The organism is Pseudomonas sp. 1L-C-7-B-C1 (assembly GCF_057291635.1).
The window spans coordinates 38,626-60,723 of sequence record NZ_JBXAWH010000006.1 but is presented as its reverse complement, the minus strand read 5'-3'; the positions used below and the strand labels follow the sequence as shown (position 1 = coordinate 60,723).

General features: G+C 61.8%; 18 protein-coding genes. 11 read left to right on the top strand and 7 right to left on the bottom strand.

All coding sequences use genetic code 11. The features are described from left to right. Positions 1-59: 59 nt before the first annotated feature. Both AC0Z8Z_RS11155 and AC0Z8Z_RS11150 read left to right on the top strand, forming a co-directional pair. Positions 60-2,846: a hybrid sensor histidine kinase/response regulator gene (locus tag AC0Z8Z_RS11155; RefSeq protein ID WP_485619142.1), complete on the top strand. Its 2,787-nt coding sequence runs from the start codon at positions 60-62 to the stop codon at positions 2,844-2,846. A 67-nt stretch (positions 2,847-2,913) separates the two neighbouring features. Next, a complete protein-coding gene (locus AC0Z8Z_RS11150; protein WP_485619140.1) occupies positions 2,914-3,510 on the top strand; it encodes a MarC family protein in 597 nt (198 codons plus the stop codon). A gap of 7 nt (positions 3,511-3,517) precedes the next feature. Here AC0Z8Z_RS11150 and AC0Z8Z_RS11145 read toward each other — a convergent pair whose 3' ends face one another. The 7 genes from AC0Z8Z_RS11145 to cobG all read right to left on the bottom strand — a co-directional run bounded on the left by AC0Z8Z_RS11145 (position 3,518) and on the right by cobG (position 10,463). Beyond that, on the bottom strand, positions 3,518-4,156 hold the full coding sequence (locus AC0Z8Z_RS11145; protein WP_485619139.1) for a hypothetical protein: 639 nt from the start codon (positions 4,154-4,156) through the stop codon (positions 3,518-3,520). Then, entirely contained in the window at positions 4,153-4,854 is a 702-nt protein-coding gene (locus AC0Z8Z_RS11140) for a hypothetical protein (protein WP_485619138.1), read from the bottom strand. The genes AC0Z8Z_RS11145 and AC0Z8Z_RS11140 overlap by 4 nt, the downstream gene beginning before the upstream one ends. 47 nt (positions 4,855-4,901) lie before the next feature. Further along, entirely contained in the window at positions 4,902-5,702 is an 801-nt protein-coding gene (locus AC0Z8Z_RS11135; protein WP_485619137.1) for a hypothetical protein, read from the bottom strand. Between the two features lie 337 nt (positions 5,703-6,039). Beyond that, on the bottom strand, positions 6,040-7,761 hold the full coding sequence (gene cobJ / locus AC0Z8Z_RS11130) for a precorrin-3B C(17)-methyltransferase (protein ID WP_485619136.1): 1,722 nt from the start codon (positions 7,759-7,761) through the stop codon (positions 6,040-6,042). After that, positions 7,761-8,495, bottom strand: coding sequence for a precorrin-2 C(20)-methyltransferase (locus tag AC0Z8Z_RS11125; RefSeq protein ID WP_205484867.1), 735 nt, complete (start codon positions 8,493-8,495; stop codon positions 7,761-7,763). The genes cobJ and AC0Z8Z_RS11125 overlap by 1 nt, the downstream gene beginning before the upstream one ends. Next, entirely contained in the window at positions 8,492-9,118 is a 627-nt protein-coding gene (locus AC0Z8Z_RS11120; RefSeq protein WP_108119017.1) for a precorrin-8X methylmutase, read from the bottom strand. Before AC0Z8Z_RS11120 ends, AC0Z8Z_RS11125 begins: the two co-directional genes overlap by 4 nt. Continuing rightward, positions 9,111-10,463 (bottom strand): precorrin-3B synthase, encoded by a 1,353-nt coding sequence (gene cobG / locus AC0Z8Z_RS11115; RefSeq protein WP_485619135.1) that lies wholly within the window; start codon positions 10,461-10,463, stop codon positions 9,111-9,113. The genes AC0Z8Z_RS11120 and cobG overlap by 8 nt, the downstream gene beginning before the upstream one ends. 207 nt (positions 10,464-10,670) lie before the next feature. On the opposite strand from cobG, the gene cbiE reads away from it, so the two are divergent. From cbiE to urtA, 9 genes are all read left to right on the top strand, one after another. Beyond that, positions 10,671-11,873 carry a precorrin-6y C5,15-methyltransferase (decarboxylating) subunit CbiE gene (gene cbiE, locus AC0Z8Z_RS11110; protein WP_485619134.1) on the top strand — a complete coding sequence of 401 codons (1,203 nt, stop codon included), beginning with the start codon at positions 10,671-10,673 and terminating at the stop codon, positions 11,871-11,873. Beyond that, entirely contained in the window at positions 11,873-12,970 is a 1,098-nt protein-coding gene (locus AC0Z8Z_RS11105; protein WP_485619133.1) for a cobalt-precorrin-5B (C(1))-methyltransferase, read from the top strand. Before cbiE ends, AC0Z8Z_RS11105 begins: the two co-directional genes overlap by 1 nt. An 11-nt stretch (positions 12,971-12,981) precedes the next feature. Continuing rightward, positions 12,982-13,704, top strand: a complete 723-nt coding sequence (locus AC0Z8Z_RS11100; protein ID WP_485619275.1) for a cobalt-precorrin-6A reductase — start codon at positions 12,982-12,984, stop codon at positions 13,702-13,704. A 149-nt stretch (positions 13,705-13,853) separates the two neighbouring features. Continuing rightward, complete coding sequence (locus AC0Z8Z_RS11095; RefSeq protein WP_485619132.1) at positions 13,854-14,270, top strand: DUF2946 family protein; 417 nt, start codon at positions 13,854-13,856, stop codon at positions 14,268-14,270. A gap of 50 nt (positions 14,271-14,320) precedes the next feature. Further along, positions 14,321-14,797 carry a copper chaperone PCu(A)C gene (locus tag AC0Z8Z_RS11090; RefSeq protein WP_485619130.1) on the top strand — a complete coding sequence of 159 codons (477 nt, stop codon included), beginning with the start codon at positions 14,321-14,323 and terminating at the stop codon, positions 14,795-14,797. Between the two features lie 35 nt (positions 14,798-14,832). Next, positions 14,833-15,300, top strand: a complete 468-nt coding sequence (locus AC0Z8Z_RS11085) for a DUF2946 domain-containing protein (RefSeq protein ID WP_485619274.1) — start codon at positions 14,833-14,835, stop codon at positions 15,298-15,300. An 83-nt stretch (positions 15,301-15,383) separates the two neighbouring features. Further along, positions 15,384-16,757 (top strand): PepSY-associated TM helix domain-containing protein, encoded by a 1,374-nt coding sequence (locus AC0Z8Z_RS11080; RefSeq protein WP_485619129.1) that lies wholly within the window; start codon positions 15,384-15,386, stop codon positions 16,755-16,757. A gap of 264 nt (positions 16,758-17,021) precedes the next feature. Further along, complete coding sequence (locus AC0Z8Z_RS11075) at positions 17,022-20,486, top strand: dermonecrotic toxin domain-containing protein (RefSeq protein ID WP_485619128.1); 3,465 nt, start codon at positions 17,022-17,024, stop codon at positions 20,484-20,486. 248 nt (positions 20,487-20,734) lie between these two features. After that, positions 20,735-22,000, top strand: a complete 1,266-nt coding sequence (gene urtA, locus AC0Z8Z_RS11070; RefSeq protein WP_122533769.1) for an urea ABC transporter substrate-binding protein — start codon at positions 20,735-20,737, stop codon at positions 21,998-22,000. Positions 22,001-22,098 lie beyond the last annotated feature (98 nt).

Here is a 22,098-nt window from a genome sequence, read left to right as displayed (position 1 = left end):
ATGAGCAATCAGCCAGTGCGCCAGAGTTAAACAGGCTTCATTCACGAAGGGATTTCGCCGTGCGCTGGCTCAGGATTGCCACTCGTTTGACCGCCACATTGCTGACCCTGCTCTGGATATCCTCGGCCACCGCCGAGGTCAGTGCAGGCTGGTCAACCCTTGTCGACGATCAGGCGAACCTGAACCTCAGCGACATCCGCTCCCCCCATTACGAATCCCAGTTCAGCCCGGTCGAACTCGACAAGGTGCGCGCGACCAACCGCGACGCCGCCCTGTGGCTGCACTATCGCCTGCCCCCGACCACCCATGAACAACTGGTGCGGATCTTCGCGCCGGACCTGGCAACCGTGGACATGTACGTGCTCGACGGCGACAGCCTGATCGATCACTCGCGCTCCGGTAACCGGGTGCCGCGAGAAGCACAACCCCTGCCGTCACTGGACTTTTTGCTGCCAGTGCCCCACAGCGACAAGCCGCTTGACCTGTATCTGCGCCTCAAGTCCGAGCAGGAACTGCGCCCGAACATCACCTTGCAGTCAGCGGTCTCCAGCGCTGCAGACGAGCGCCGACCGCTGCTGCTCGGTCTGTTCTTCGGCTCACTCGCCATGTTGATCGTGCAGAACATCACGCGGTTCGCCCAGTCCCGCTCGATCAGCAGCTTGTGGCTGGCAGCCTGCGAGGCGTTTCTGGGGTTGAGCGCGCTGCTGTTGCTCAACCTTCAGGCGCCGTGGCTGCCGCGCTGGCACCTGGCGCAGACGCCGAGCGCTCACCTCGCCCTGCTCCTCGCTGCCGCGACGGGGCTGATGTACACGTACTGTTTCTTCATTCAGCGCGGGGTCGAGATGCTCAACCGGCTGCTGATGGGCGTGCTACTGGTGGTCGGCTTTGGCGCGTTGCTGGTGCTGTTCGTCGAAACGCTGCCGCTGAACATCATGACGTTCCTGCTGGTGGCACTGACCACGGTCAGCATCACGCTGGTTTCGATCTACCACCTGCAGAAGGGTTACTCCCCTGCCCGGCCGTTCGTGATCGCCATGATCGCGTTCAATCTCGGCAACCTGGTGGTGCTGCCGGCCATGCTCTGGCTGACGAGCATTCCTGCGCAGACCCTGATCATCGGGGTGCTGGCGGTGTTTTGCCTGTGCGGCTTGCTGATGAGCATCGCCCTCAGCGAGCGTCATCGCAGCATCACCGAAGACAACTTCAGCATCAGCCGTGAGCTGGCGGCCAGCACGGCAGAAATCAATGCCAAGGCCGAGTTTCTGGCGAAGATCAGTCACGAAATTCGCACCCCCATGAACGGCGTTCTAGGGATGACCGAGCTGCTGCTGGGCACGCCGTTGTCGGTCAAACAGCGCGATTATGTGCAGACCATTCACAGCGCCGGCAATGAATTGCTGACCCTGATCAACGAAATCCTCGACATCACCAAACTGGAGTCCGGGCAGATCGAGCTGGACGACGTGCAGTTCGATCTCAACGCAATGATCGAAGACTGCCTGAGTATCTTCCGCGCCAAGGCGGAGCAGCAAAGTGTCGAGCTGATCAGCTTCATCCAGCCCCAGGTACCGCGCGTTATCAGCGGTGACCCGACGCGCCTGCGGCAGACGCTGCTCAGTTTGCTGGAGAACGCATTAAAGAAGACCGACGAGGGCGAGATCCTGTTGGTCGTCGCCCTCGACTCTCGCGGTGGCAAGCCACGACTGCGCATCGCCGTACAGGACAGCGGCACGCCGCTGACGCCCAAGGAACGGGACGCGCTGCTGCACGCCGAGCTGCATAGCAAGAACTTCCTGGCGGCCAGCAAGGTCGGCGGTCACTTGGGGCTGGTCATTGCCCGGCAACTGATCCTGTTGATGAACGGCGAGTTCGGCATCCAGAGCGGCACTAATCAGGGCAGCACGCTGTGGCTGAGTCTGCCTCTGGATGCGGAACGACTGGAGCAGCCGCCCGCTGATCTGGACAGCCCGCTCCAAGGGGCGCGGGTTCTGGTGGTCGACGACAACGACACCTGTCGCAAGGTACTGGTCCAGCAGTGCAGCGCCTGGGGGCTGAACGTCAGCGCAGTGCCATCCGGCAAGGAGGCCCTGGCGTTGCTGCGCACAAAAGCTCACTTGCGCGACTATTTCGATATTGTCCTGCTCGACCAGAACATGCCCGGCATGACCGGCATGCAACTGGCCGCCAAGATCAAGGAAGACCCGAGCCTGAACCACGACATTCTGCTGATCATGCTCACGGGCATCAGCAACGCGCCGAGCAAGATCATCGCGCGCAATGCAGGGGTCAAACGCATCCTCGCCAAACCGGTCGCCGGGTACACGCTAAAGACAACACTGGCGGACGAGCTCAATCAACGCAACAAAGGCAATGCGCCCTTCTCTGCCGTACCCGGGTTGATCAGCGATATTAACGTGCCCAGCGACTTCCGCATTCTGGTCGCCGAAGACAACAGCATTTCCACCAAGGTCATTCGGGGCATGCTCGGCAAGCTCAACCTGCAGCCGGACACCGCCAGCAACGGCGAAGAAGCGCTGCTGGCGATGAAGACCCAGCGCTATGACCTGGTGCTGATGGACTGCGAAATGCCGATCCTCGACGGCTTTTCGGCGACGCAGCAGTTCCGCGCCTGGGAAACCGGCAACCAACGCATCCGCACCCCTGTGGTGGCGTTGACCGCGCACATTCTGGCGGAGCACAAGGATCGCGCACGCCAGTCCGGCATGGATGGCCACATGTCCAAGCCGGTGGAGATGTCACAGCTACGCGATCTGGTCGAATACTGGGTGGAGCAACGCGCTCGGGATGAGGCCACCCGCGGCGAAGACCGTTATGAGCAAAACTGACCGCCAAGTCGCCGTGACGGGCTGATAGACTTGGCGCCGTCCCAGTCTGCTGCCATGAGCTCAAACCATGCTTCACGTGCTGTTCAGCGTTTACCTGAAGATGCTGGTGCTCTATAGCCCATTCTTCGTCCTGTCCTGTTTCATTTCCCTGGGCCGCGGTTATTCGCGCAAGGAACGTCGGCACCTGGCGTGGAAAATCGCCCTGGCGACTCTGGTTTCCAGCGTCTTGCTGTACCTGTTCGGACGGGTGATTTTCGGGGTCTTCGGCATCACCGCCGACGCCTTCAGAATAGGCGCCGGCAGCGTGCTGTTCATCTCAGCCCTGGCCATGGCCCAGGGCAAATCCGGCGTGCAGACCGACAACGTTCAGCAGGACGTCGCCATCGTGCCGCTGACCATCCCCATCACCGTCGGTCCGGGCACCATTGGCGCGCTGCTGGTCATGGGCATCAGTCAGCCGCACTGGGATGACAAACTCACCGCCATCGTCAGCATCGCGCTGGCCAGTCTGACCGTCGGCGTCATTCTTTATCTGTCCAACAGCATCGAGCGGATTTTGGGGGATCAGGGGCTACAGATTGTCAGCCGCCTGATGGGGTTATTTGTGTGCGCACTGGCTGCGCAGATCATTTTTACGGGCATCAAAGGCTATCTGCTGACCTGAGACGCGCTCAAAGCGCAAACGTCTGGATAGCCCGCGCGCCATTGGCATCCAGCTCCCTTGCCACCGCATCGCGATGCTTTGCATAGTCTCTACGATCAAAACGATAGGCCCCTCCCGTGATGCGCAATGTCAGCTCACTGCGTGAGTCAGACCAGAAGTCGAAATCCCGCGTCTCGACGATTCCTGTCATCTGGATGCCGCACAGCAGCACCATCACAGCACCTGTTGAATCCACTGCGCACGGTATGACCTGGAAACCTGCGATGACGCTGTGCCCGTTGATGCTTTCAAAAAAGTGCTCCGCGTAGTGGTGAATCTGCATGGCCTGAAGCGACGCCTTCGCCTGTCGCGCCAACCGAGCGGAGCCGCGTGATTCGATAACACTGAAGCTGATTTCCTCCAGTTCCGATGCGCTCCCGATCACCATCGGTTCATGAATGATCGGGCTCAGTTTCCTGAAGCTTCGCTGCTCCAGTGCCTTGCCATACCGGTATGCCCAGTAGGTGAAATGTTCATCCCGACTGACTTTACCCGCCACACGCTCGGCTCGCAGCAGGCAGTCAAATAGATCCGCGCGGTCCTGCTTCTTGATATCGGCGGACAACGACACCAGACCATTACCAACCACCGCGCCTGTAGCGCTCATGTGTCATCTCCTGCCAATGCACACACTAACGTGGGGCGACGATCTTCCAGTGCCTGGCTGACGTTTTTGCGCAGGGGCGTGTAAACCAGGTCCATCAGCCGCAGCGAATAGAAGCGCAGGTCGATATTGCCAACGATGTCGGCGGGATGCAGTGTTTCGAACAGAAAGTCATTCTTCAGTGCAGTCCGGTGAGCAAAACTGATGAGGGCAACGGACAGCGCTGCGTTCTCGTTCAGGAAAGCGATCTGCAGCACCACCTTCTGCCCAGGTTGCACATCGCCGGATTTCGGAACGATCGGTTCAAGCGCATGACCGGCAAGCAGTTCGACCGCTGGCTGAATGGGCTGGCTTGATAATGAGCGCTTCAGGACAGACTCTCCGTCAACCAACATGTCGTTGGGCATTAAAAGCGGCCAGTTGCTCTTCACCCATGTCCACACCGAACCCGGCCCGAGCTCCAGCGCTGTGCAACTCAGCGTTTCATGGGTGTTCAGCGCCCAGCCGAAGCGGATCAAGGCAGCCAGCCAGGTGTCGTTCCACGCGGAGGATGCTGCGAAGCGGGGGTGTCTTTTGGTCGCTGCAAGCTGTGCATAGAGTGCGCAATCAGCTGCGTCACTTTTCTGTAGATCAGTGCAGGCACGGTGCATGAACAACAAGCACCCTGCGCTGACCTGCGTTTCGATCATTCCCTGATGCATGGGACATCTCCTTGAGAAGGAGGCGACGAGCGCCTCCTGCCAACTGATCAAATCTCGAATTCCTCGATGGCGGCGGAGGCGCTCTTGTTCAAACGCTGCCGGATCTGTGTACGCAGTGACGCGTAGAGGCGTGTGTCCAGCACCAGATGGTTCTCACCCCGGAAAGCGGTGACTTCAGCACTGTTCCATTCCCAGAAGAGGACGTTGGTGACCGCCGAATCGGTGGAGAAACTGACCGCACCCATTGCCAGATTGACAGTGCCGTCGCTGGATTCGGAACAGGCGCCGATGCGGAAATTCGCGCCACGGTGGGTCTTGGTCTGACGCTCGAAAATTCGCAGCGGTTTTTCCTGAGCCTTCAGCGCGGCCACGGCATCACCCGCGACTTTCAACATGGCGACGGACGCGGGACCTGGCAGCGCCGCGGCTGCGATGGCGGAAGAGATGATCTCCAGCCCCGCTTGCTCCATGCTGAATCGACGGTGCGTCGAGTAATAGCGACTGTACCTCCAGTTGGTGGAAAACCAGCCCAGCGCCGTCAACACATCGTTGTACTGCTTGTACCACTGCTCGCTTTGCTTCTCCGGGTTGAACGCTTTGTTGGCGACCAGCGTCGCGAATAGAAGGGAGTCCATGACGTCTTCTTTGTTCTGCCGCGAAACGCCTTCTGCGAAGGCCAACAAGTTGCTGCCTACAACTGCAGCCTGGCTCGGTTCTTCCAGCAGGCGTGGCACCGGGTCATCCATTGCCGAGACGTGCTCGATCAACGAGTGGGTGCAGTTGGCCAACTCGCAATGGTTGATGAAAGCGCTACGTTGAGCGGAGGTCATGCTTGTTTCGTGTTTCATTCGTCAATCCTTTAACTGGTGGGTACGTCCGTCGTGGACACCTCCGAGATTAACGAACATTTCCCGGCGCGCCACCCGTGGTTCTGGAGACGGTTCGGCACATTCAGACAAGTGTTGATACGTAGCGGCTGCACCGTGCCCTAAGCCTTGGAGAAGCAAAATTCAATCAAAGCAAAGGGTTAGGAAAGGCGCCATGGGAAGCTGCAGAAGCGGGCGACGCGCACAGTCGCCTCCCGCCTGACGCTTCTGCAAGCGGCTGGATCGGTTTCGCCATCGACTGGCTGATTGGCCTGCGTCAGCTATGAGACAAATCCCACAGCGCCAACCGAACCGTCGCTCAGGTCGGCTTGGCGCCGTACCAACGCGGCGTGTAGACCCACGACTCACCATTGGCGCGCGGGAACACGCAGGTCAACGACGACCCCACCAGCACCATCGTGCGCATGTCGACGTGCTCCGGCGTCAGCTCGCCGAGGGTGATGACCCGCAACGTCTGCGCTGGCCGCCCCACGTCACGTCCCAGGGTCACCGGGGTTTCCGGGCCGCGATGCTGGCGCACGATTTCCAGGGCACGCCCCAACTGCCAGGGCCGGGCGCGCGAGATCGGGTTGTAGAACGCCAGGGCCAGATCGGCCTGACAGGCGAGATCCAGGCGCTTCTCGATGATCTCCCAGGGCTTGAGGTTGTCCGACAGGGACATGACGCAGAAGTCGTGGCCCAACGGGGCACCGGCCAGCGCCGCGGTTGCCAGCGATGCCGACACGCCCGGCAGTATGTGCAAGTCCACCCGGTGCCAGTCGGGATTATCCGATTCGTGCAGCGCTTCCAGCACCGCTGCAGCCATGGCGAACACGCCGGGGTCGCCCGATGAAACCACCACCACCGAACGGCCTTCAGCGGCCAGCTCGAAGGCATGCCGGGCGCGGAGCATTTCTTCGCGGTTGTCAGTGCAGTGCAGCACTTGGTCGGCGCGGAACGGCCCGGCCATGCGTACGTACGTCTCATAGCCGAGCACATCGTTGGCACGCGCCAGCTCGGCCTTTACGGCGGGAATCATGAAGTCGGTCGCGCCGGGGCCGAGGCCGATGACCGCCAGCCGCCCCCGTGCAAAGCCGATGTGTGAAATGTCCAAAGGTTGCGGCGCGACGGCAATGGCGATGCCCGCCGCCGGGGTGAGCGGTGGCAACAGCTGCGGCAATACCTGCTGGGTCATTTCCGCAGGAGTACCGCCGGCGGTGAAACGCAGCGCAACGCCCAGTGATTCGGCAGCCGCGTGCAGCGAAGGATTGGCCATTTCGGCCTTGCTGGCCAGCAGGCAGCCCAGCGCCTGCACGGCAATGCGCGAATCATGCAGCGCGGCTTTCACGGCATCGGCCACTGCCTCGCCGGAATCGGCCAGATCCCCGCTCAGCGCCACCAGCACGTTGCGTGGGTAGATCAACAATTCGTGGTCGCTGAGTTCTCGCTCGGCATAGCCGACGTGGATCGCCAACTGCGCCTGATCATCCTCAGGCAACTGCGCTTGCGCCAACCACGGCGCCGCGCCCTCGACGCGCACGCTTTCACCCGACAGCAAGTCGCTGACAAAGCGCTTGCCCAGCTCCAGATCCCCCAACGCATAGCCAGCAGGCGGATTGAGCAGGCAGGTGCCGAAACGCAACTCGCCGCTGGTGGTGATAGCCGCTGCAGTGTTCAGCGCGGCCGCGATTTTCCGGGCCATCACATTGACGCCCCCCAGTCCTCCCAGCAGCGGCACGACTGCGCTGCCATCTTCAGCGACGGCCAGGACCGGCGGCTCGACGCCCTTTTCCAGCAGCACCGGCGCCAGCGTGCGAATGACGATGCCCGCTGCGCACAACGCGATGATCGGCGTGTCTTGCTGATACAGCTGGCGCAGCGTCGCGCCAAATTCCGAGTAGCTGCGGTCGGCGTCTTCGACGCGTCCGGCCAGCCCGTAAATCAGCGCTTGGGGGTACATCTGCTGGATACGTTGCGCGGTCGCCAGCGCGCCTTTGCCCAGAATGACAATCGCCGGGGCCTTGATGTTGGTCGTGCCCATCAGCCTTGCCACCGTTCGCCGGGGACAATGATCAGAGAAAAATAGGGCGACGACATCGGGTCAACCTCGGCCAGCGGCACGATCTTCTGATTGGCCATGGTTGCGCGCTCGACGTACAACGCGCGATCCGCCAGGCCGGTTTCAATCAGCACCTGACGCACTTTCGGCAGGTTGCGCCCCAGTTTCATGATCACCGCAGCGTCGGCATCCTGAAGCTTGCGTTTCAGCTCGTCGGCAGACAACACACCGGACAGCACCGACAGGCTTTGATTGCGGTACACCAGCGGCGCGCCCAGCACCGACGCGCCGCCGAGCATCGAACAGACGCCCGGGATGACTTCGGCGTCGTAGTGATTGGCGAGACGATCGTGCAAATACATGTAGGACCCATAGAACATCGGGTCGCCTTCGCAGATCACAGCCACGTCGCGTCCGGCGTCCAGATGCGCCGCCACTTCGGCGCTGCTGCGGTCGTAGAAATCGCTGATCACTTGCTCGTAAGACATGTGAACCGGCAACGCCTCGGTGGTCACCGGGTACACCAGCGGCATCAGCGTCTGAGCCTGCTGCAAATGGCCTTCGATGATGCCGAACGCGTTGCCCTTCTTGCCCTTGGCGACGAAGTACGCGACCACCGGCGACTCTCGCAGCAGGCGCAGCGCCTTGACGGTAATGAGTTCCGGATCACCCGGCCCCACGCCCAAGCCAATCAGACGACCGCGTGGTGCCATCATTCGATCTCCGTGGCGAGTGAGTTGACCGCCGCGGCAGCCATGGCGCTGCCACCGCGACGGCCCTGCATGATCACGTAAGGCACGCCGCGACTGTCGGCAGCGAGCATGTCCTTGGATTCAGCGGCGCCGACGAAACCCACCGGGAAACCCAGGATCAGCGCAGGTTTCGGCGCGCCGGCGTCGAGCATTTCCAGCAGATAGAACAGCGCAGTCGGTGCGTTGCCGATCACCACAACCGCCCCTTCCAGGTGCGGGCGCCAGAGCTCCAGCGCCGCCGCCGAGCGGGTGTTGCCCAGCTCACGGGCCATCTCGGGCACGCGTTCGTTTTTCAGGGTGCAGATCACCTGGTTGTTGGCGGGCAGCCGCGTGCGCGTGACCCCTTCGGCCACCATGTGCGCATCACACAGAATCGGCGCACCGGCGGCCAGCGCGCGGCGGCCTGCCGTGCCTGCACCGGGCGAAAAGCGCAGGCCTTCCACTGCATCGACCATGCCGCAGGCATGAATCACCCGTACAGCGAGTTTTTCCAGGTCGGCCGGGATGGAGTCGAGCCGGGCTTCGGCACGAATGATCGCGAAGGAGTTGCGGTAGATCTCCTGGCCGTCGCGGATGTAATCAATCATGGGTGTTGCTCCGTGAGTCGGCGGTCAACAACGCGCCGACTGCTTCAATAGTGAGGTCACGTGCATGCAGATCGCCGAACCCGGACATTCCTGCATGACGAAAATAAAGGTCGTAACGACCGGGCGACGCTGCCAGCAGGGTCACCGGCATCACGTGCGCAGCAGCGCATGAACGCGCGCAGCCGGACAGATGTACCGCGCGGCTGATGGCGTTTTCTTGCAGCAACGTCGCCAGACGCAGCCCGTCGGCCTTGGTGTCGGCCAGCCCTTTAGCGCAGGCAGCGGAGCCGGTGCAGGCGACAATTTTTGTCAGCGACTGAGCAGCATCGACGAGCAAGCCCGCGTTGCTCAAGCCATCCATCACGGCTGCCGACTTGGCTGTCGGGACATTTCGCAGCATCAGGCTTTGCCACGGTGTCATGCACAACTGACCGTCGCCAAACGCAGTCGCCAATCGGGCGGCTTCACGCAACATGGAAGGCCGCAGACGCCCCAACGGCACGCCCGCGCCTACAGCCACGATGCCGGCTGATGCCTGGGAATAGGTGCCGATGTGCGCAAAAGACCGTGCAGGCGCGCGCCGCCAGTTGGTTACTTTTCGATCAATCACCAGTCGCTGCGGCAAATGCCCGGCAACGTGTTCGATGAATTGCGCAACGGTTACTTCTTTCAGCAAGTCCCGCATGCGTGCCTGATCGGGGCGAGCGAGAGCCAGGAATGTTTCCAGTACCGCAACGACCAACGCGTGCGCTGCATCCGGCGCCACCGCAGCCACCGGCGACTCGGTGGCCGAACAGCCCGCCAGCCCAAATCCCAGCAGCGTCTGGCCGTCGACCTGCAACGCGGACAGCCAGAGATCATGGGGATGCTCAAGCATCGCCAAGCCCTCGCCGCCGTCCAGCGACAGCGCGAACTTGGGCGACAGTTCATGGAAACGCGGGTGGTGCTCAAGAGAATGCAGGATTTGCCCGGCCAGCGGACGCACATCCAGCAGCTGCTGCGGATCGAGGCCTGCGGTGGGGCTGAGCATCAGGTTGCGCACGTCGTCACTGACGGGATTGCTCGGCCCCAGACCGGCATCGAGCAGGCTGGCAATCAGCCCGTCGTGGTCGGCGCCGATGCCGCGAATCTGCAGATTGCCGCGATTGGTCGCCTCGATCACGCCACCTGCGAACCCCTCGGCGGCACTTGCCACGGCCAGCGCCTGATCCGCTGAAAGCACCCCGCCCGGCAGCTTGATCCGGCAGATCCCGCCATCCAGCGCCGGGACGATACGCAGCAACCCCGGACAAGCCGAGGGGCGAAGGGGCGTAGCGGATAGGCGAGCGGACAACGGCTCGGTCAATGGGTCACCTGGTGCGAACGGGCGGACGCGTAGAGAAACGAAAAGTTACAGGGGCCGTATTATGCCTGCTTTGGCGGCGGGCATGAAAAGACGGTCTGTCGGATTCATAAAGCCATACGAACCGGGCCCGCCAGCGCGGTATCATGCCGGCCACTTTCACAGGCCGATATGACAGGCCTGTCGCACGTATTTGGTTGAGGGCAATTCATGTCACCGTGGCTGACAGTCGTGGGAATCGGTGAGGACGGCTATAAAGGTCTGGGCCGAAACGCTCGGCACGCGCTGTTGCAGGCGCGGCAGGTGTTCGGCGGCGCACGGCAGCTGGCCTTGCTGCCGCCGTGCATCCAGGCCGAGCAGCGCCAGTGGCCGAGCCCGTTTTCCCTGAGCCCGGTGCTGGAACAGCGCGGCGCCCCGGTCTGCGTGCTGGCCAGCGGCGATCCCATGTTGTTCGGCGTCGGCGCAAGCCTGTCGAAACACGTCCCCCTCGCTGAGATGCGGGTAATTCCCGCGCCCTCTTCCTATTCGTTGGCGGCGGCGCGCCTGGGTTGGGCGTTGCAGGACGTGGTGACGCTGTCGGTGGTCGCCCGCCCCGTCGCCGCGCTGAACGCCCACTTGCAGCATGGCCTGCGCCTGCTGGTGCTGAGCAACGACGGTTCGAGCCCGGCGGCCATCGCGGCGCAGCTCAAGGAACGCGGTTTTGGTCCGAGCCCCATGATCGTCCTCGAACACTTGGGCGGCAGCGCCGAGCGACAGATCGAGGGCAGTGCGGGTGAGTGGAACGCCACCGACATCGCGGCGCTGAATCTGGTCGCCATCGAGTGCCGCGCACAGCCTGATGCACTGCGCCTCTCTCCGCTGGGCGGTCTGCCGGACGAGGCGTTTCGGCATGACGGCCAGTTGACCAAGCGCGACGTGCGCGCGATTACCCTGGCCCGCCTCGCCCCCATTCCCGGTGAATTGCTGTGGGACGTGGGCGCAGGCTGCGGTTCCATCGGCATCGAGTGGATGCGCGCGCACCCGACCTGCCGCGCCATCGCTGTCGAGGCAGATGAGAGCCGGCAGCACTTGATCGAATTCAACCGGGATGCGCTGGGGGTGCCCGGCCTGCAATTAATTCGCGGACGTGCGCCGGATGCGCTTGAGGGCCTTGAGCAACCTGACGCGATCTTCATCGGCGGCGGCGTCACCCGCGAAGGTGTGCTGCGCGCCTGCTGGCAAAACCTGCGCTCGGGCGGTCGACTGGTGGCCAATGCCGTCACGCTGCAAAGCGAGGCGATGCTGGTGAACTGGCGCGAGCAATACGGCGGCGAACTGACCCGCATTCATCTGGCCCACGCCAAGCCGCTGGGCGAGTTCGACACCTGGCGTCAGGCGCTGCCGATCACCCTGCTCGAAGTGATCAAACCCTGATGCGCGACGAAACCGCCGAACAACCCGCGCCATTGCGCAGCGGCTTGACCACCGGCAGTTGCGCAACGGCGACGTCCCTCGCTGCTGCGCGCCTGTTGCTGGCCGGCGAAACCAACGATGCGATCGAAATCACGCTGCCCAAAGGCAAGTGCGTGCAGATGCGCCTGGAATTCTGCCGCCTGATTGCGGGCGGCGCCGAGGCCGGCACGCTCAAGGATGCCGGGGACGATCCGGACGTGACCCACGGCGCGCTGGTGTCTGCCCAGGTCAGGCTGATCCCGGAGCCCGGCGTGCGCTTTGTGGCGGGCGAAGGCGTCGGTACCGTCACCCGACCGGGTCTGGTGCTGGGTGTTGGCGAGCCGGCGATCAATCCGGTGCCGCGCAGGATGATGGCCGAACACCTCACGCAACTGGCGCAAGAGGTCGGCTACGGGGGCGGGTTTGAAGTGACGGTCTGCGTCGAAAACGGCAGCGAGCTGGCGCTGAAAACGATGAACCCGCGGCTGGGGATTCTCGGCGGCCTGTCGATTCTGGGCACCAGCGGCATCGTCCGGCCCTTCTCCTGCGCGGCGTACATCGCGTCCATCCACCAGGGCATCGATGTCGCGCGCACCAACGGTTACCAGCACATCGCCGCCTGCACCGGCAACGCCAGCGAAGACACGATGCGTCGGGTGTATCAAATCCCCGACATCGCACTGATCGAGATGGGGGATTTTGTCGGCGCCGTGCTCAAGCACCTGCGCAAAACCCCGGTGGAGCGGCTCAGCGTCTGCGGCGGCTTTGGCAAGATCAGCAAGCTGGCGGCGGGCCACATGGACCTGCACAGCCGCCATTCCAGTATCGATCTGGTTCAGCTCGCGCGATGGGCCGCCGATGTGGGCGCGGACGCCGAGCTGCAACAACGCATTTGCGGGGCCAATACCAGTCAGCAAGCGCTGGCCATGGCCTCGGCCGCCGGCATCGCGCTGGGTGATGCGGTGTGTCAGCACGCGCTGAATTTCGCCCGCAGCGTGGTGCCGACACAGGTTCAGGTCGAGGTCTTTGCCATCGACCGACAGGGCGGGATCGTCGGCCACGCGGGAGGCTTCATTTGAAACCACACACCATAAAACGCGTGTTGTTGCTCGGCGGCGTCACCGAAGCACTGGCGATCGCCCGCACACTTGGCCCTCAGCATATTTACAGCCTGGCAGGCGTGGGCCGCGTGCCCACCGACTTGCGCTGTGAAGTCCGTGTCGGCGGGTTCGGCGGCGCTCAGGGGTTGGCAAACTTCGTACAGCAGACAGGCATCGATCTGATCCTGGATGCGACTCACCCTTACGCTGCGCAGATCAGCCAGAACGCAGTGGCTGCTTCAAAGATGACCGGTGTCCCCTGCTGGGCATTGCGTCGCCCGGCGTGGCAGGCAGGGCCGGACGATGACTGGCGCGAAGTCGCTGACTGGGCAGAATTGATCGCCGCCCTCGCTCCCTTTCAGCGCCCCCTGTTCACCTTGGGCCGCGAACCTTTGCAGCATCTGCACGAGATTCCACCCCATCAGTTCTGGACGCTACGGGCCCTGGACATTTACCCCGGCAATGAACGCTGTGAAGTGATCGGCGCCCGCGGGCCTTTCCGCCTGGAGGATGAGCGCGAGCTGTTCGAGACTCGCAACATCGACGTCCTCATCAGCAAGAACAGCGGAAGCACCGCGACCGAGCCGAAGCTGGAAGTGGCGCGGGAGCGCGGGATGCCGGTGTTGGTATTGAAGCGGCCGGTGTTGCCGGAGGTGGATCGGGCGTTCTGGAGTGTGGGTGAGGTGCTGGATGCGTTGCGGGACGTGGGCTGACGCGGGTCGAAGATACCGTGAAAATCGTCTGGGTTTGCGGATCGGTCTGACTCTACCGCCTGAACCCTTCCTGAACCAAACCCGCCGCGCGACATAACGTCGCGGGCGGGGTTTTTACATCTGGCGGCCGATCAGGCTAAATGGCCGACATGAAAAAACAACAAGATCAAATCATCACGCAGAAGCGGCGCCGGGCCTTTGCCTGGGTGGCCTGTTTCACGTTGCTGTTCGGCGTGCTGGCGATGCCGATGACGCCCACCATGCCGCGCCCCGAGGGTGAGCGGCTGGTCTGGGGAAGCGCCTGCACTGGCGCTGCGTCGCGACTGGCCATTACGCCCGTTGAAGTCATCGACAGACAAACGCCCCATCACCCCGACATCGCATTCATGCAGCACTGCGCCTGCTGCACACACGCCACGCCACTGGTTGCAGTGCCGACTCGCATCGGTTTCGGACTGTTCGCCCTGGTCGAGCCGGTGCGTTTCCCTGTCGCGGTGCTGGTGCTGCGCGCGGCACCACGTCAGCACTGGCCTGACCGTAATCCTCACGCATCGCCCAAGGTCTGATGTCCCGATCGTGCCGTCGCGTACCTGAATGAACCCGGAGACCTGCGTAGATGCTGAACAAAATCTTCCTGCTGATCGCCCTTGCGCTGCCAGCCGCTTGCGTTGAAGCCCAGGATTACGCCAAGGGGCAACTGCGTGTTGCGCAACCATGGTCCATGGCATTGCCGCCCAACGCGCCCACCGTCGCGGCCTATTTTGTGATCACCAACAGCGGCCCTGACACCGATAGGCTGGAAGCGGTCGACAGCCCCATCGCCGGTGCCGCCCAGTTGCACGAGCACATCAATCAGAATGGACTGATGAAGATGCAGCACGTGGAGACGGTGGATGTCCCTGCCGGGGGCACCGTGACATTCGCGCCCATGGCCTATCACGTCATGTTGCTGGACCTAAAAGACCGCAGCCGACTTATCGACGGCCAGACCTTCCCGCTGACCCTGCATTTTCAAAAAGCGGGCGACCTCACCGTCGACGTTGTGGTACTGAAACAGCCACCCGATGCTGCCGCTCCGGCCCACGCCCACTGACCCGCCGAAGACCGACACCGCCCACCTTGAACCGCCTGCCCGCGATCCGCGCCAGATCCGCCCCCGCCCCTCGTCATCCGCAGGGCGCCTGGCTGAGCCTGTTCGCCATGCTGATGATCTTTATCGGCCCGCTGATCTCGCAATCCATGCCCATGGAGCATCACAGCGGCATGGCGATGCCTGCGTCGGCATCCATGTCGATGTCGATGCACGGCGAAATGGACATGTCGGCGTCGATGGACCTGGAGATGGGCGCGGGTGAGCACAGCGGCCATGCCAAGGTCGAGCAGAACGCAGGCGTCGATCACATCATCTGGGCAAAGTGCGGGTATTGCACGCTGCTGTTCAGCTGCCCGGCGCTGACCAAAACCGTGGCCGTCTTGGCGCCTGTCCCGCCGAGACCCGCCGAATTCTACAACGAGGCCACCCAACTCGGCCACGCCCGGCGCAGCGTCTTCCTTAACGCCCGCAGTCGCGCACCGCCCTTCTCGTCAGTCGCCTGAATACCAAATTTAATCGCACCCGCTGACGGCTTTATGGCCGTCCGCGGGTTGCGCCGTGTTTTCCCTGACGGGAGCGTTGCACCATGTCCAAACCGAATGTGTCTTTCTACAACCTGGCGTGGCGATGGCATTTCTATGCCGGCCTGTTCGTCGCGCCATTCATGATCCTGCTGGCGGTCACCGGGATCATCTACTTGTTCAAGCCGCAGCTTGACGCGCTGATGTACAGCGACCTGCTGACGGTCAAACCCGCTCACCACTCACTCAGTGCCGACGACCTGCAAAAGCGCGTGCTGACGGCTTATCCGCAGGCCCAGGTGAGCAAATACCTGCCGCCGCTGAATGCCGAGGGCAGCGCGCAGTTCGTGGTCAACAATGACGGCCGCGAGGTGAACGTGTTCATCGATCCGTACAGCGGCACGGTGCTTGGCACTCAGGACGCAAAGCAAAACCTGCAAGCCATCGCGCGCGAACTGCACGGCGAACTGATGATCGGCACGGTCGGCGATCGGCTGGTGGAACTGGCCGCCGGCTGGGGCATCGTGTTGGTGGTTTCAGGTGTGTATCTGTGGTGGCCGCGAGGTCGATCACCGGCCGGCGTGCTCTGGCCTCGCGTCAGCGCGCGAGGTCGCATTCTCTGGCGTGACCTGCACGCGGTGACCGGATTCTGGGGGTCGATGGCGCTGCTGTTCATGCTGCTGAGCGGCATGACCTGGACCGGCATGTGGGGAAAGGTCTACGCCGATGTCTGGAACACTTTTCCGCCGGCCATGTGGAATGACGTGCCCACGTCGGACAAACAGGCTGGCGCCTTGAACAGTGCCAGCGCGCAAACGGTTCCGTGGGCCGTGGAAAACACGCCGATGCCGGTGTCGTCGGGGGATCACGCCGAGCACATGAATCACGCGCACATGTCCAGCGCTCCTGCGGCGCCGGGCATTTCCCTTCAGCAAGTGGTGGACATCGCCAGGGCGCGCAATGTCGAACCGGGCTACAGCATCACCCAACCGAAAACGGCTGACGGCGTGTTCACCGTTTCCGTGTTCGCTGATGACCCGCGCAACGACGCCACGCTGCATGTGGATCAGTACACCGGCAAGGTGCTGGCAGATGTGCGTTACAGCGATTACAGCACGGTGTCCAAAGCCACCGAACTGGGCGTGATGCTGCACGAAGGCAAGATGTACGGCTGGGTAAACCAGCTGCTGATTCTGTTCATCTGCCTGATGGTGCTGTTGAGTTCGGTAAGCGGGATCGTGATCTGGTGGAAGCGTCGCCCGCAAAACGGCTTCGGCGTTCCGCCCCTGCGTCATGACCTGCCACGCTGGAAAACCGCAACAGTAGTGATGATCCTGCTGGGCCTCGCGTTTCCGCTGGTGGGCGTTTCAATGCTGGCGGTGTGGCTGCTCGATCGAATAGTGCGTTCGCGCTTTGCCAAAACAGCGACAACAGCTTAGATTGCGTCTCGCGGGGCCTGGAACCCTCTTTGGGTGGTTTAGTGATGAATTCCTCCTCATTTCGGGTTTCAGGTTCCGCACCTATTTTTTCTGTTCATTAGATGCCCACCTCCTCCGCGAAAAATCCTACCTGCCTGGTTGCGTTTCCTTCACGTCCAGAGCTGTCCCCACCTACAGACGCACGCCTCACGCCTTGACTACATGAAACGAGTCGCCGAACCCGTCGGTTCTGCGAGTCATCCCTCATGTATATGAACAGGCGCCATGAATTCCACGAACGTTACCGCTACACCCCTGCTCGACGTCGACAGCTCTGCCTTGACGATTTACACCCTTCCCGATTTCAACCAGGCCCTGGAGCAGACGCTCACTGACTGCCTTCGCCTGAGCCACCCCGAGCTCGCGTTTGATTACGCCAGTGCATGGCTTGTCTGCCAGGAGCGAAGCATCGAACCCGGCGTCACGGAAGTCACCACCCACAGCCCGCTGCTTGCCAGCCTGACAGCGCACTTCACCGGGTTCTTTCGATGGCAGAACATCGTGTCCGCCGGGCTCTACACCAGTGAGTTTCCTTCGCCTGAAACGTCCCCCATTGGCGGGCTGGACCGCGACGCACTGGCTGCTCTTTATGCCGCCGTCGCGCAAGATCTGCCCGATCGCTATAAACAAACACTCTCGGATCACTGGGCAGAGGTTCAGCCCTCCGGAAAAACGCGGCGTGAGGACTTCCTCGCGGACCGGGTCAAACTGCTCAGGCTGGAAGGCCAGATGCGGGTCGAAAAAGCCGAGTTTCGTCCGCATCTGTTCAGCATGCTCAATGCCACACTGGATTACGGCATGGACACCTCGGCTGATCCCCTGCAGAAACACGACGTGTTCAACCTGTGGCTGGGGACGAGCTCTACTGCGCTTTTTCCCCTGACCGGGGCATTTGTGATCACCGAGCAACGCACCGATCAGGTGCCGGCAACCGACGACGAGTCAGTCGGCGAGGTCGTTCTTTACACCCCTGCTGGCAGTCTGGAACGTTTCGATTCAGTGCATCAGCTCACCGACACCCTCACCCGTCGGCTTGCCGACACAACTCAACGCCGCCAATTGCTGGGCCATCTCAGGCTGGACGACGTTGTCGCAATGGCGCTTCCCAATCCTGACAGTGAGCAGCCCCCTATACGCTGGGGCTTGCAAAAGCTGGGCAATAATTTCATGAGCCTGCTGCTGACGTCGCAGGTCATCAAACAGAAGGCAGATTTCGATCACGCGGTGAACATCGCTCAGTCCCTGAGTCTCAATCCACCGTCCTTTCAGCGCCTCATTCTAGACTTGATGGCATCGGATCAACTGTTCGATAACCACCGCATCGAGCAACAGCTGGACTGTGATGTGGTCCGCGAACAGATGCCCGACTGGTGGGGAAAAATGAGTGAGGAGCAGCAGGTCGAATGGACCCGCGATGCGACGGCTTACGCTCAGTCTATCCAGTCCATTCGGCGCATCAGCCTGGACCACTTCAACACGCCGCAAGCTGACAGCGCCCACGTCATCACCGCATACGTCGATGCAACGGTCACCGCCGCACTGGCAGAGAAAAACATTCAACTGTCGCCCCGACAGATTCTGGTAAAGGCGATGTTCCACCAGCCCATCCCGGCGCGCTTTTACCCTATCACTGTGCTGGAAACCGAGACTCACTCGCAGACCTTCTCGCTGCACGCACTGGCCCACGACAACACGCTGCGGGCGACAGCTCAGGATGCCAGCGAGTTGCGGGTTGCAGACGAACACGGTGTAGCGATACCGGGACTCTCAGAGGCGTTCGTGAAAGAACTACTGGCGCGAATCGAGATTCCAAAGCGGCTGGATGACTACCTTGCCGAACACCTTGATCACTCCGAGTACGCTGTGCAGTTGAAGCAACAGCACCGCGAGTTGCTGTTGGCACGACTGGGCATGGCGTATAGGGAGAGTCAGCTCAACGGATTTCCCGAGAATCGTCTGCGCTGGATCAAAGCGGCACTGGACGGCCCCGATTCGGAGCAGCGTCAGAAGGTGGACGGGGTCAGCATCGAAGTACGATTACTGCACATCGGTGGGGTCAAGATCCCGGACGTCATGCTGATTGCCCCGGCCGGCAGATTCGACAAGGGGCCTCTGGCCCTTTGCACCCTCAATGCGCCAGATAACGTGGTGTTCCGCGCCTTCAATAGCATGTTCCACCTCACACAGACTTTTCTGGAACACGACACGTACAAATCCTACATGGCGAGGCTGCTGCCCCTGTCGGACAGGCGCCAGGCTCGGCAGATGCTCGATTATGAGGAGTGGCTCAAGCACTGGCGTCTCCCTGACGTACTGACGTCGCTGCCGGGGCCGGTTCCCGTTCCGTCCCACTTGACGCACCCCGTGGTGTTTGTGCCGCAGAAGGGCGATCTGTTGGACGAGTATTTCGCCGTCAGGATCCGCCAATTGAAAGAGCAGGCGAAATCGCTGCTGACCCCGCCCGGCGATGGCGGGTCCCGCTGGCAAAACTTCGACATGGCCGTGAGCGTGTCGCTGTTGCTGTTGCCCGCCCCGATCATGATTCCCCTCGCCCTCGGAATGGGACTGGCGAATGCCTGGAGCGGCTTTCAGAAAGTGAACGAAAATGACTGGGACGGTGCCGCACAGGAATTCCTCGACGCCGCCGGTTATTTGCTGACGGCGGGTCTCGGCAGGGCAGGTGGTGCGGCCTTGAAGGGCCGTCAACTGGGGATGATAAAACGTCCGCATTTGGTCCGTCGCACCGGACGCGGTGGACAGGTGCAGATCGGCTATCTGATGTCCCCCGCCGGAGCGCCCTACTTTGCCGAGTCCGGCATGATCACGCGGCTGGACCCGAATAAATTCACCGAGATTACCCTCGGTTCCGAAACGGGTTACGTGAGTCGACGCTTCAACCTGTTCGGACGGTCTCGCCTGTATCGCCTCCATCCTCGGGACCCCGCGCTGCTGATCCATGAAGACGAGTACGTCGTGCGATCAAGCGCCGGTAGCTGGAGGAAACTTTCGCAGCCGTTCGCTCGCCTGAGCCCGCAGGCCGATCGACAGGCCCGGCGTGAGCTGAGGCTGTTGCTCACCGGATGGCCGTTCCCGTCTGAAGGCATCACCCTCGTTGAGCCATCCCTTGATGAACCCCGGTTCCTGGCCCTGGCCGAGCGAGCGCGAGCAGAGCTGTACCCCGACTTGTTGGACTACATAGAAGGCGGTTCTGCTGAGATCAACCAACTCCTGAGAAGCGGAGCGCGAACGCCCAAGACGAAAGCGTTTCTCAACCAGTTCTACCGCCTGCGGTCCTGGAAAGGCGATGCGTTTCGTGCCGCGCGCATCACGGACGAGGGTCTGCAGCAGCTGCGCCGCGAGCTGGGTGCAGTATTTGTCGACGCAGGGGTGCAGTCGGCTTCCATCAGCCGGGGAAATGCCGTGCGATGGAGCCTCGACGCATTCGTGACGGACCAGGCACCGAGCAATACGCATCCAGTGTTTCTGATCTTTGCGCCGTCTGTACCGAAGAAGAACATGTTCTCGGGCTTTCTCGCCGACCACGTCGCTATCCCGCCCGGCACTCGCCTGCAACTCAGGGCATTACACGAAGTGAACGGACAGGCATTCGCCTACTTCACCGCGCCGGACACGATGGTGTACGAAACCTTTGATCTATTTACCGGGGAGCGCGAGCTGTTCGTGAGATAGCCGCGTTATCCGGGTGCCTCAACCCCCCACCCCGCGGCACCGAACGGTGTCGCACCACTTGAGCGCGCAGGACGCACCAGCCGCCGTACACCGATCCACGTTGGTGCGCGGCGCCCGTTGCAGGCGACGTTTTCATTCCATTTCGCGACGTAGGCAGCTTTGGCCCAGCGTTTGCTAAAGCCTAAGCAGACTCAACTCTGCACCGCCAACAGCCGTCATCTAAAAAAATCAAAGAATGGAGCTAGCCAATGAAGCGTCGTAGTTTGCTGAAAGCGTTCACTTTGTCTGCATCGATCGCAGCGATGGGTTTGACCTGGACCGCTCAGGCGGCCGAGACCATCAAGGTCGGCATTCTGCATTCTTTGTCCGGCACCATGGCCATCTCCGAGACCTCGCTCAAGGACATGGCGCTGATGACCATCGATGAAATCAACGCCAAGGGCGGCGTCAACGGCAAGATGCTTGAGCCTGTGGTGGTCGACCCGGCGTCGAACTGGCCGTTGTTTGCGGAGAAAGGGCGTCAGTTGCTGACTCAGGACAAGGTCGCCGTGGTGTTCGGCTGCTGGACCTCGGTGTCGCGCAAGTCGGTATTGCCGGTCTTTGAAGAGCTGAACGGCTTGCTGTTCTACCCGGTGCAGTACGAAGGCGAAGAGATGTCGCCGAACGTGTTCTACACCGGTGCTGCGCCTAACCAGCAGGCCATTCCTGCGGTTGAATACCTGATGAGCGAAGACGGCGGCGCGGCCAAGCGCTTCTTCCTGCTGGGCACCGACTACGTCTATCCACGCACCACCAACAAGATTCTGCGCTCGTTCCTGCACTCCAAAGGTGTCGCGGACAAGGACATCGAAGAGGTCTACACCCCGTTCGGTCACAGCGATTACCAGACCATCGTGTCGAACATCAAGAAGTTCGCGGCAGGCGGCAAGACGGCGGTGATCTCCACGGTCAACGGCGACTCCAACGTGCCGTTCTACAAAGAGCTGGGCAATCAGGGCCTGAAAGCCACCGACGTACCGGTGGTGGCGTTCTCGGTCGGCGAAGAAGAACTGCGCGGCGTCGACACCAAACCGCTGGTAGGCAACCTGGCGGCGTGGAACTACTTCGAATCGGTGAAGAACCCCGTCAACACCAAGTTCGTCGCCGACTGGAAGGCCTACGCCAAGGCGCACAACCTGCCGAACGCCGACAAGGCCGTGACGAACGACCCGATGGAAGCCACGTACGTGGGTATCCACATGTGGGCGCAAGCGGTCGAGAAAGCCAAGTCCACCGATGTGGATAAAGTCCGCGAAGCCATGGCCGGCCAGACCTTCGCCGCGCCGTCGGGCTTCACCCTGACCATGGACAAGACCAACCACCACCTGCACAAGCCGGTGATGATCGGCGAAATCAAGGCCGACGGTCAGTTCAACGTGGTCTGGCAGACCAAAGAGCCGATTCGCGCCCAGCCGTGGAGTCCGTTCATTCCGGGCAACGACAAGAAGCCTGACTATGCGGTGAAGAGCAACTAAGCGACACAGGGTAAACGGTCGGCTGAAATGTTCCGGCTGAACCTATCCCTGTAGGAGTGAGCTCGCTCGCGATTGCGATCAGCCTGTGACGATGATGT

What these genes read in the sequence shown, in the direction of transcription:
- AC0Z8Z_RS11095 (WP_485619132.1), top strand. Translation starts at nt 13,854, where the DNA reads ATGAAAAAACAACAAGATCAAATCATCACGCAGAAGCGGCGCCGGGCC.
- AC0Z8Z_RS11075 (WP_485619128.1), top strand. Translation starts at nt 17,022, where the DNA reads ATGAATTCCACGAACGTTACCGCTACACCCCTGCTCGACGTCGACAGC.
- cobJ (WP_485619136.1), bottom strand. Translation starts at nt 7,761, where the DNA reads ATGGGCACGACCAACATCAAGGCCCCGGCGATTGTCATTCTGGGCAAA.
- urtA (WP_122533769.1), top strand. Translation starts at nt 20,735, where the DNA reads ATGAAGCGTCGTAGTTTGCTGAAAGCGTTCACTTTGTCTGCATCGATC.
- AC0Z8Z_RS11135 (WP_485619137.1), bottom strand. Translation starts at nt 5,702, where the DNA reads ATGAAACACGAAACAAGCATGACCTCCGCTCAACGTAGCGCTTTCATC.
- AC0Z8Z_RS11125 (WP_205484867.1), bottom strand. Translation starts at nt 8,495, where the DNA reads ATGATGGCACCACGCGGTCGTCTGATTGGCTTGGGCGTGGGGCCGGGT.
- AC0Z8Z_RS11120 (WP_108119017.1), bottom strand. Translation starts at nt 9,118, where the DNA reads ATGATTGATTACATCCGCGACGGCCAGGAGATCTACCGCAACTCCTTC.
- AC0Z8Z_RS11105 (WP_485619133.1), top strand. Translation starts at nt 11,873, where the DNA reads ATGCGCGACGAAACCGCCGAACAACCCGCGCCATTGCGCAGCGGCTTG.
- AC0Z8Z_RS11145 (WP_485619139.1), bottom strand. Translation starts at nt 4,156, where the DNA reads ATGAGCGCTACAGGCGCGGTGGTTGGTAATGGTCTGGTGTCGTTGTCC.
- AC0Z8Z_RS11140 (WP_485619138.1), bottom strand. Translation starts at nt 4,854, where the DNA reads ATGCATCAGGGAATGATCGAAACGCAGGTCAGCGCAGGGTGCTTGTTG.
- cbiE (WP_485619134.1), top strand. Translation starts at nt 10,671, where the DNA reads ATGTCACCGTGGCTGACAGTCGTGGGAATCGGTGAGGACGGCTATAAA.
- AC0Z8Z_RS11090 (WP_485619130.1), top strand. Translation starts at nt 14,321, where the DNA reads ATGCTGAACAAAATCTTCCTGCTGATCGCCCTTGCGCTGCCAGCCGCT.
- AC0Z8Z_RS11080 (WP_485619129.1), top strand. Translation starts at nt 15,384, where the DNA reads ATGTCCAAACCGAATGTGTCTTTCTACAACCTGGCGTGGCGATGGCAT.
- AC0Z8Z_RS11150 (WP_485619140.1), top strand. Translation starts at nt 2,914, where the DNA reads ATGCTTCACGTGCTGTTCAGCGTTTACCTGAAGATGCTGGTGCTCTAT.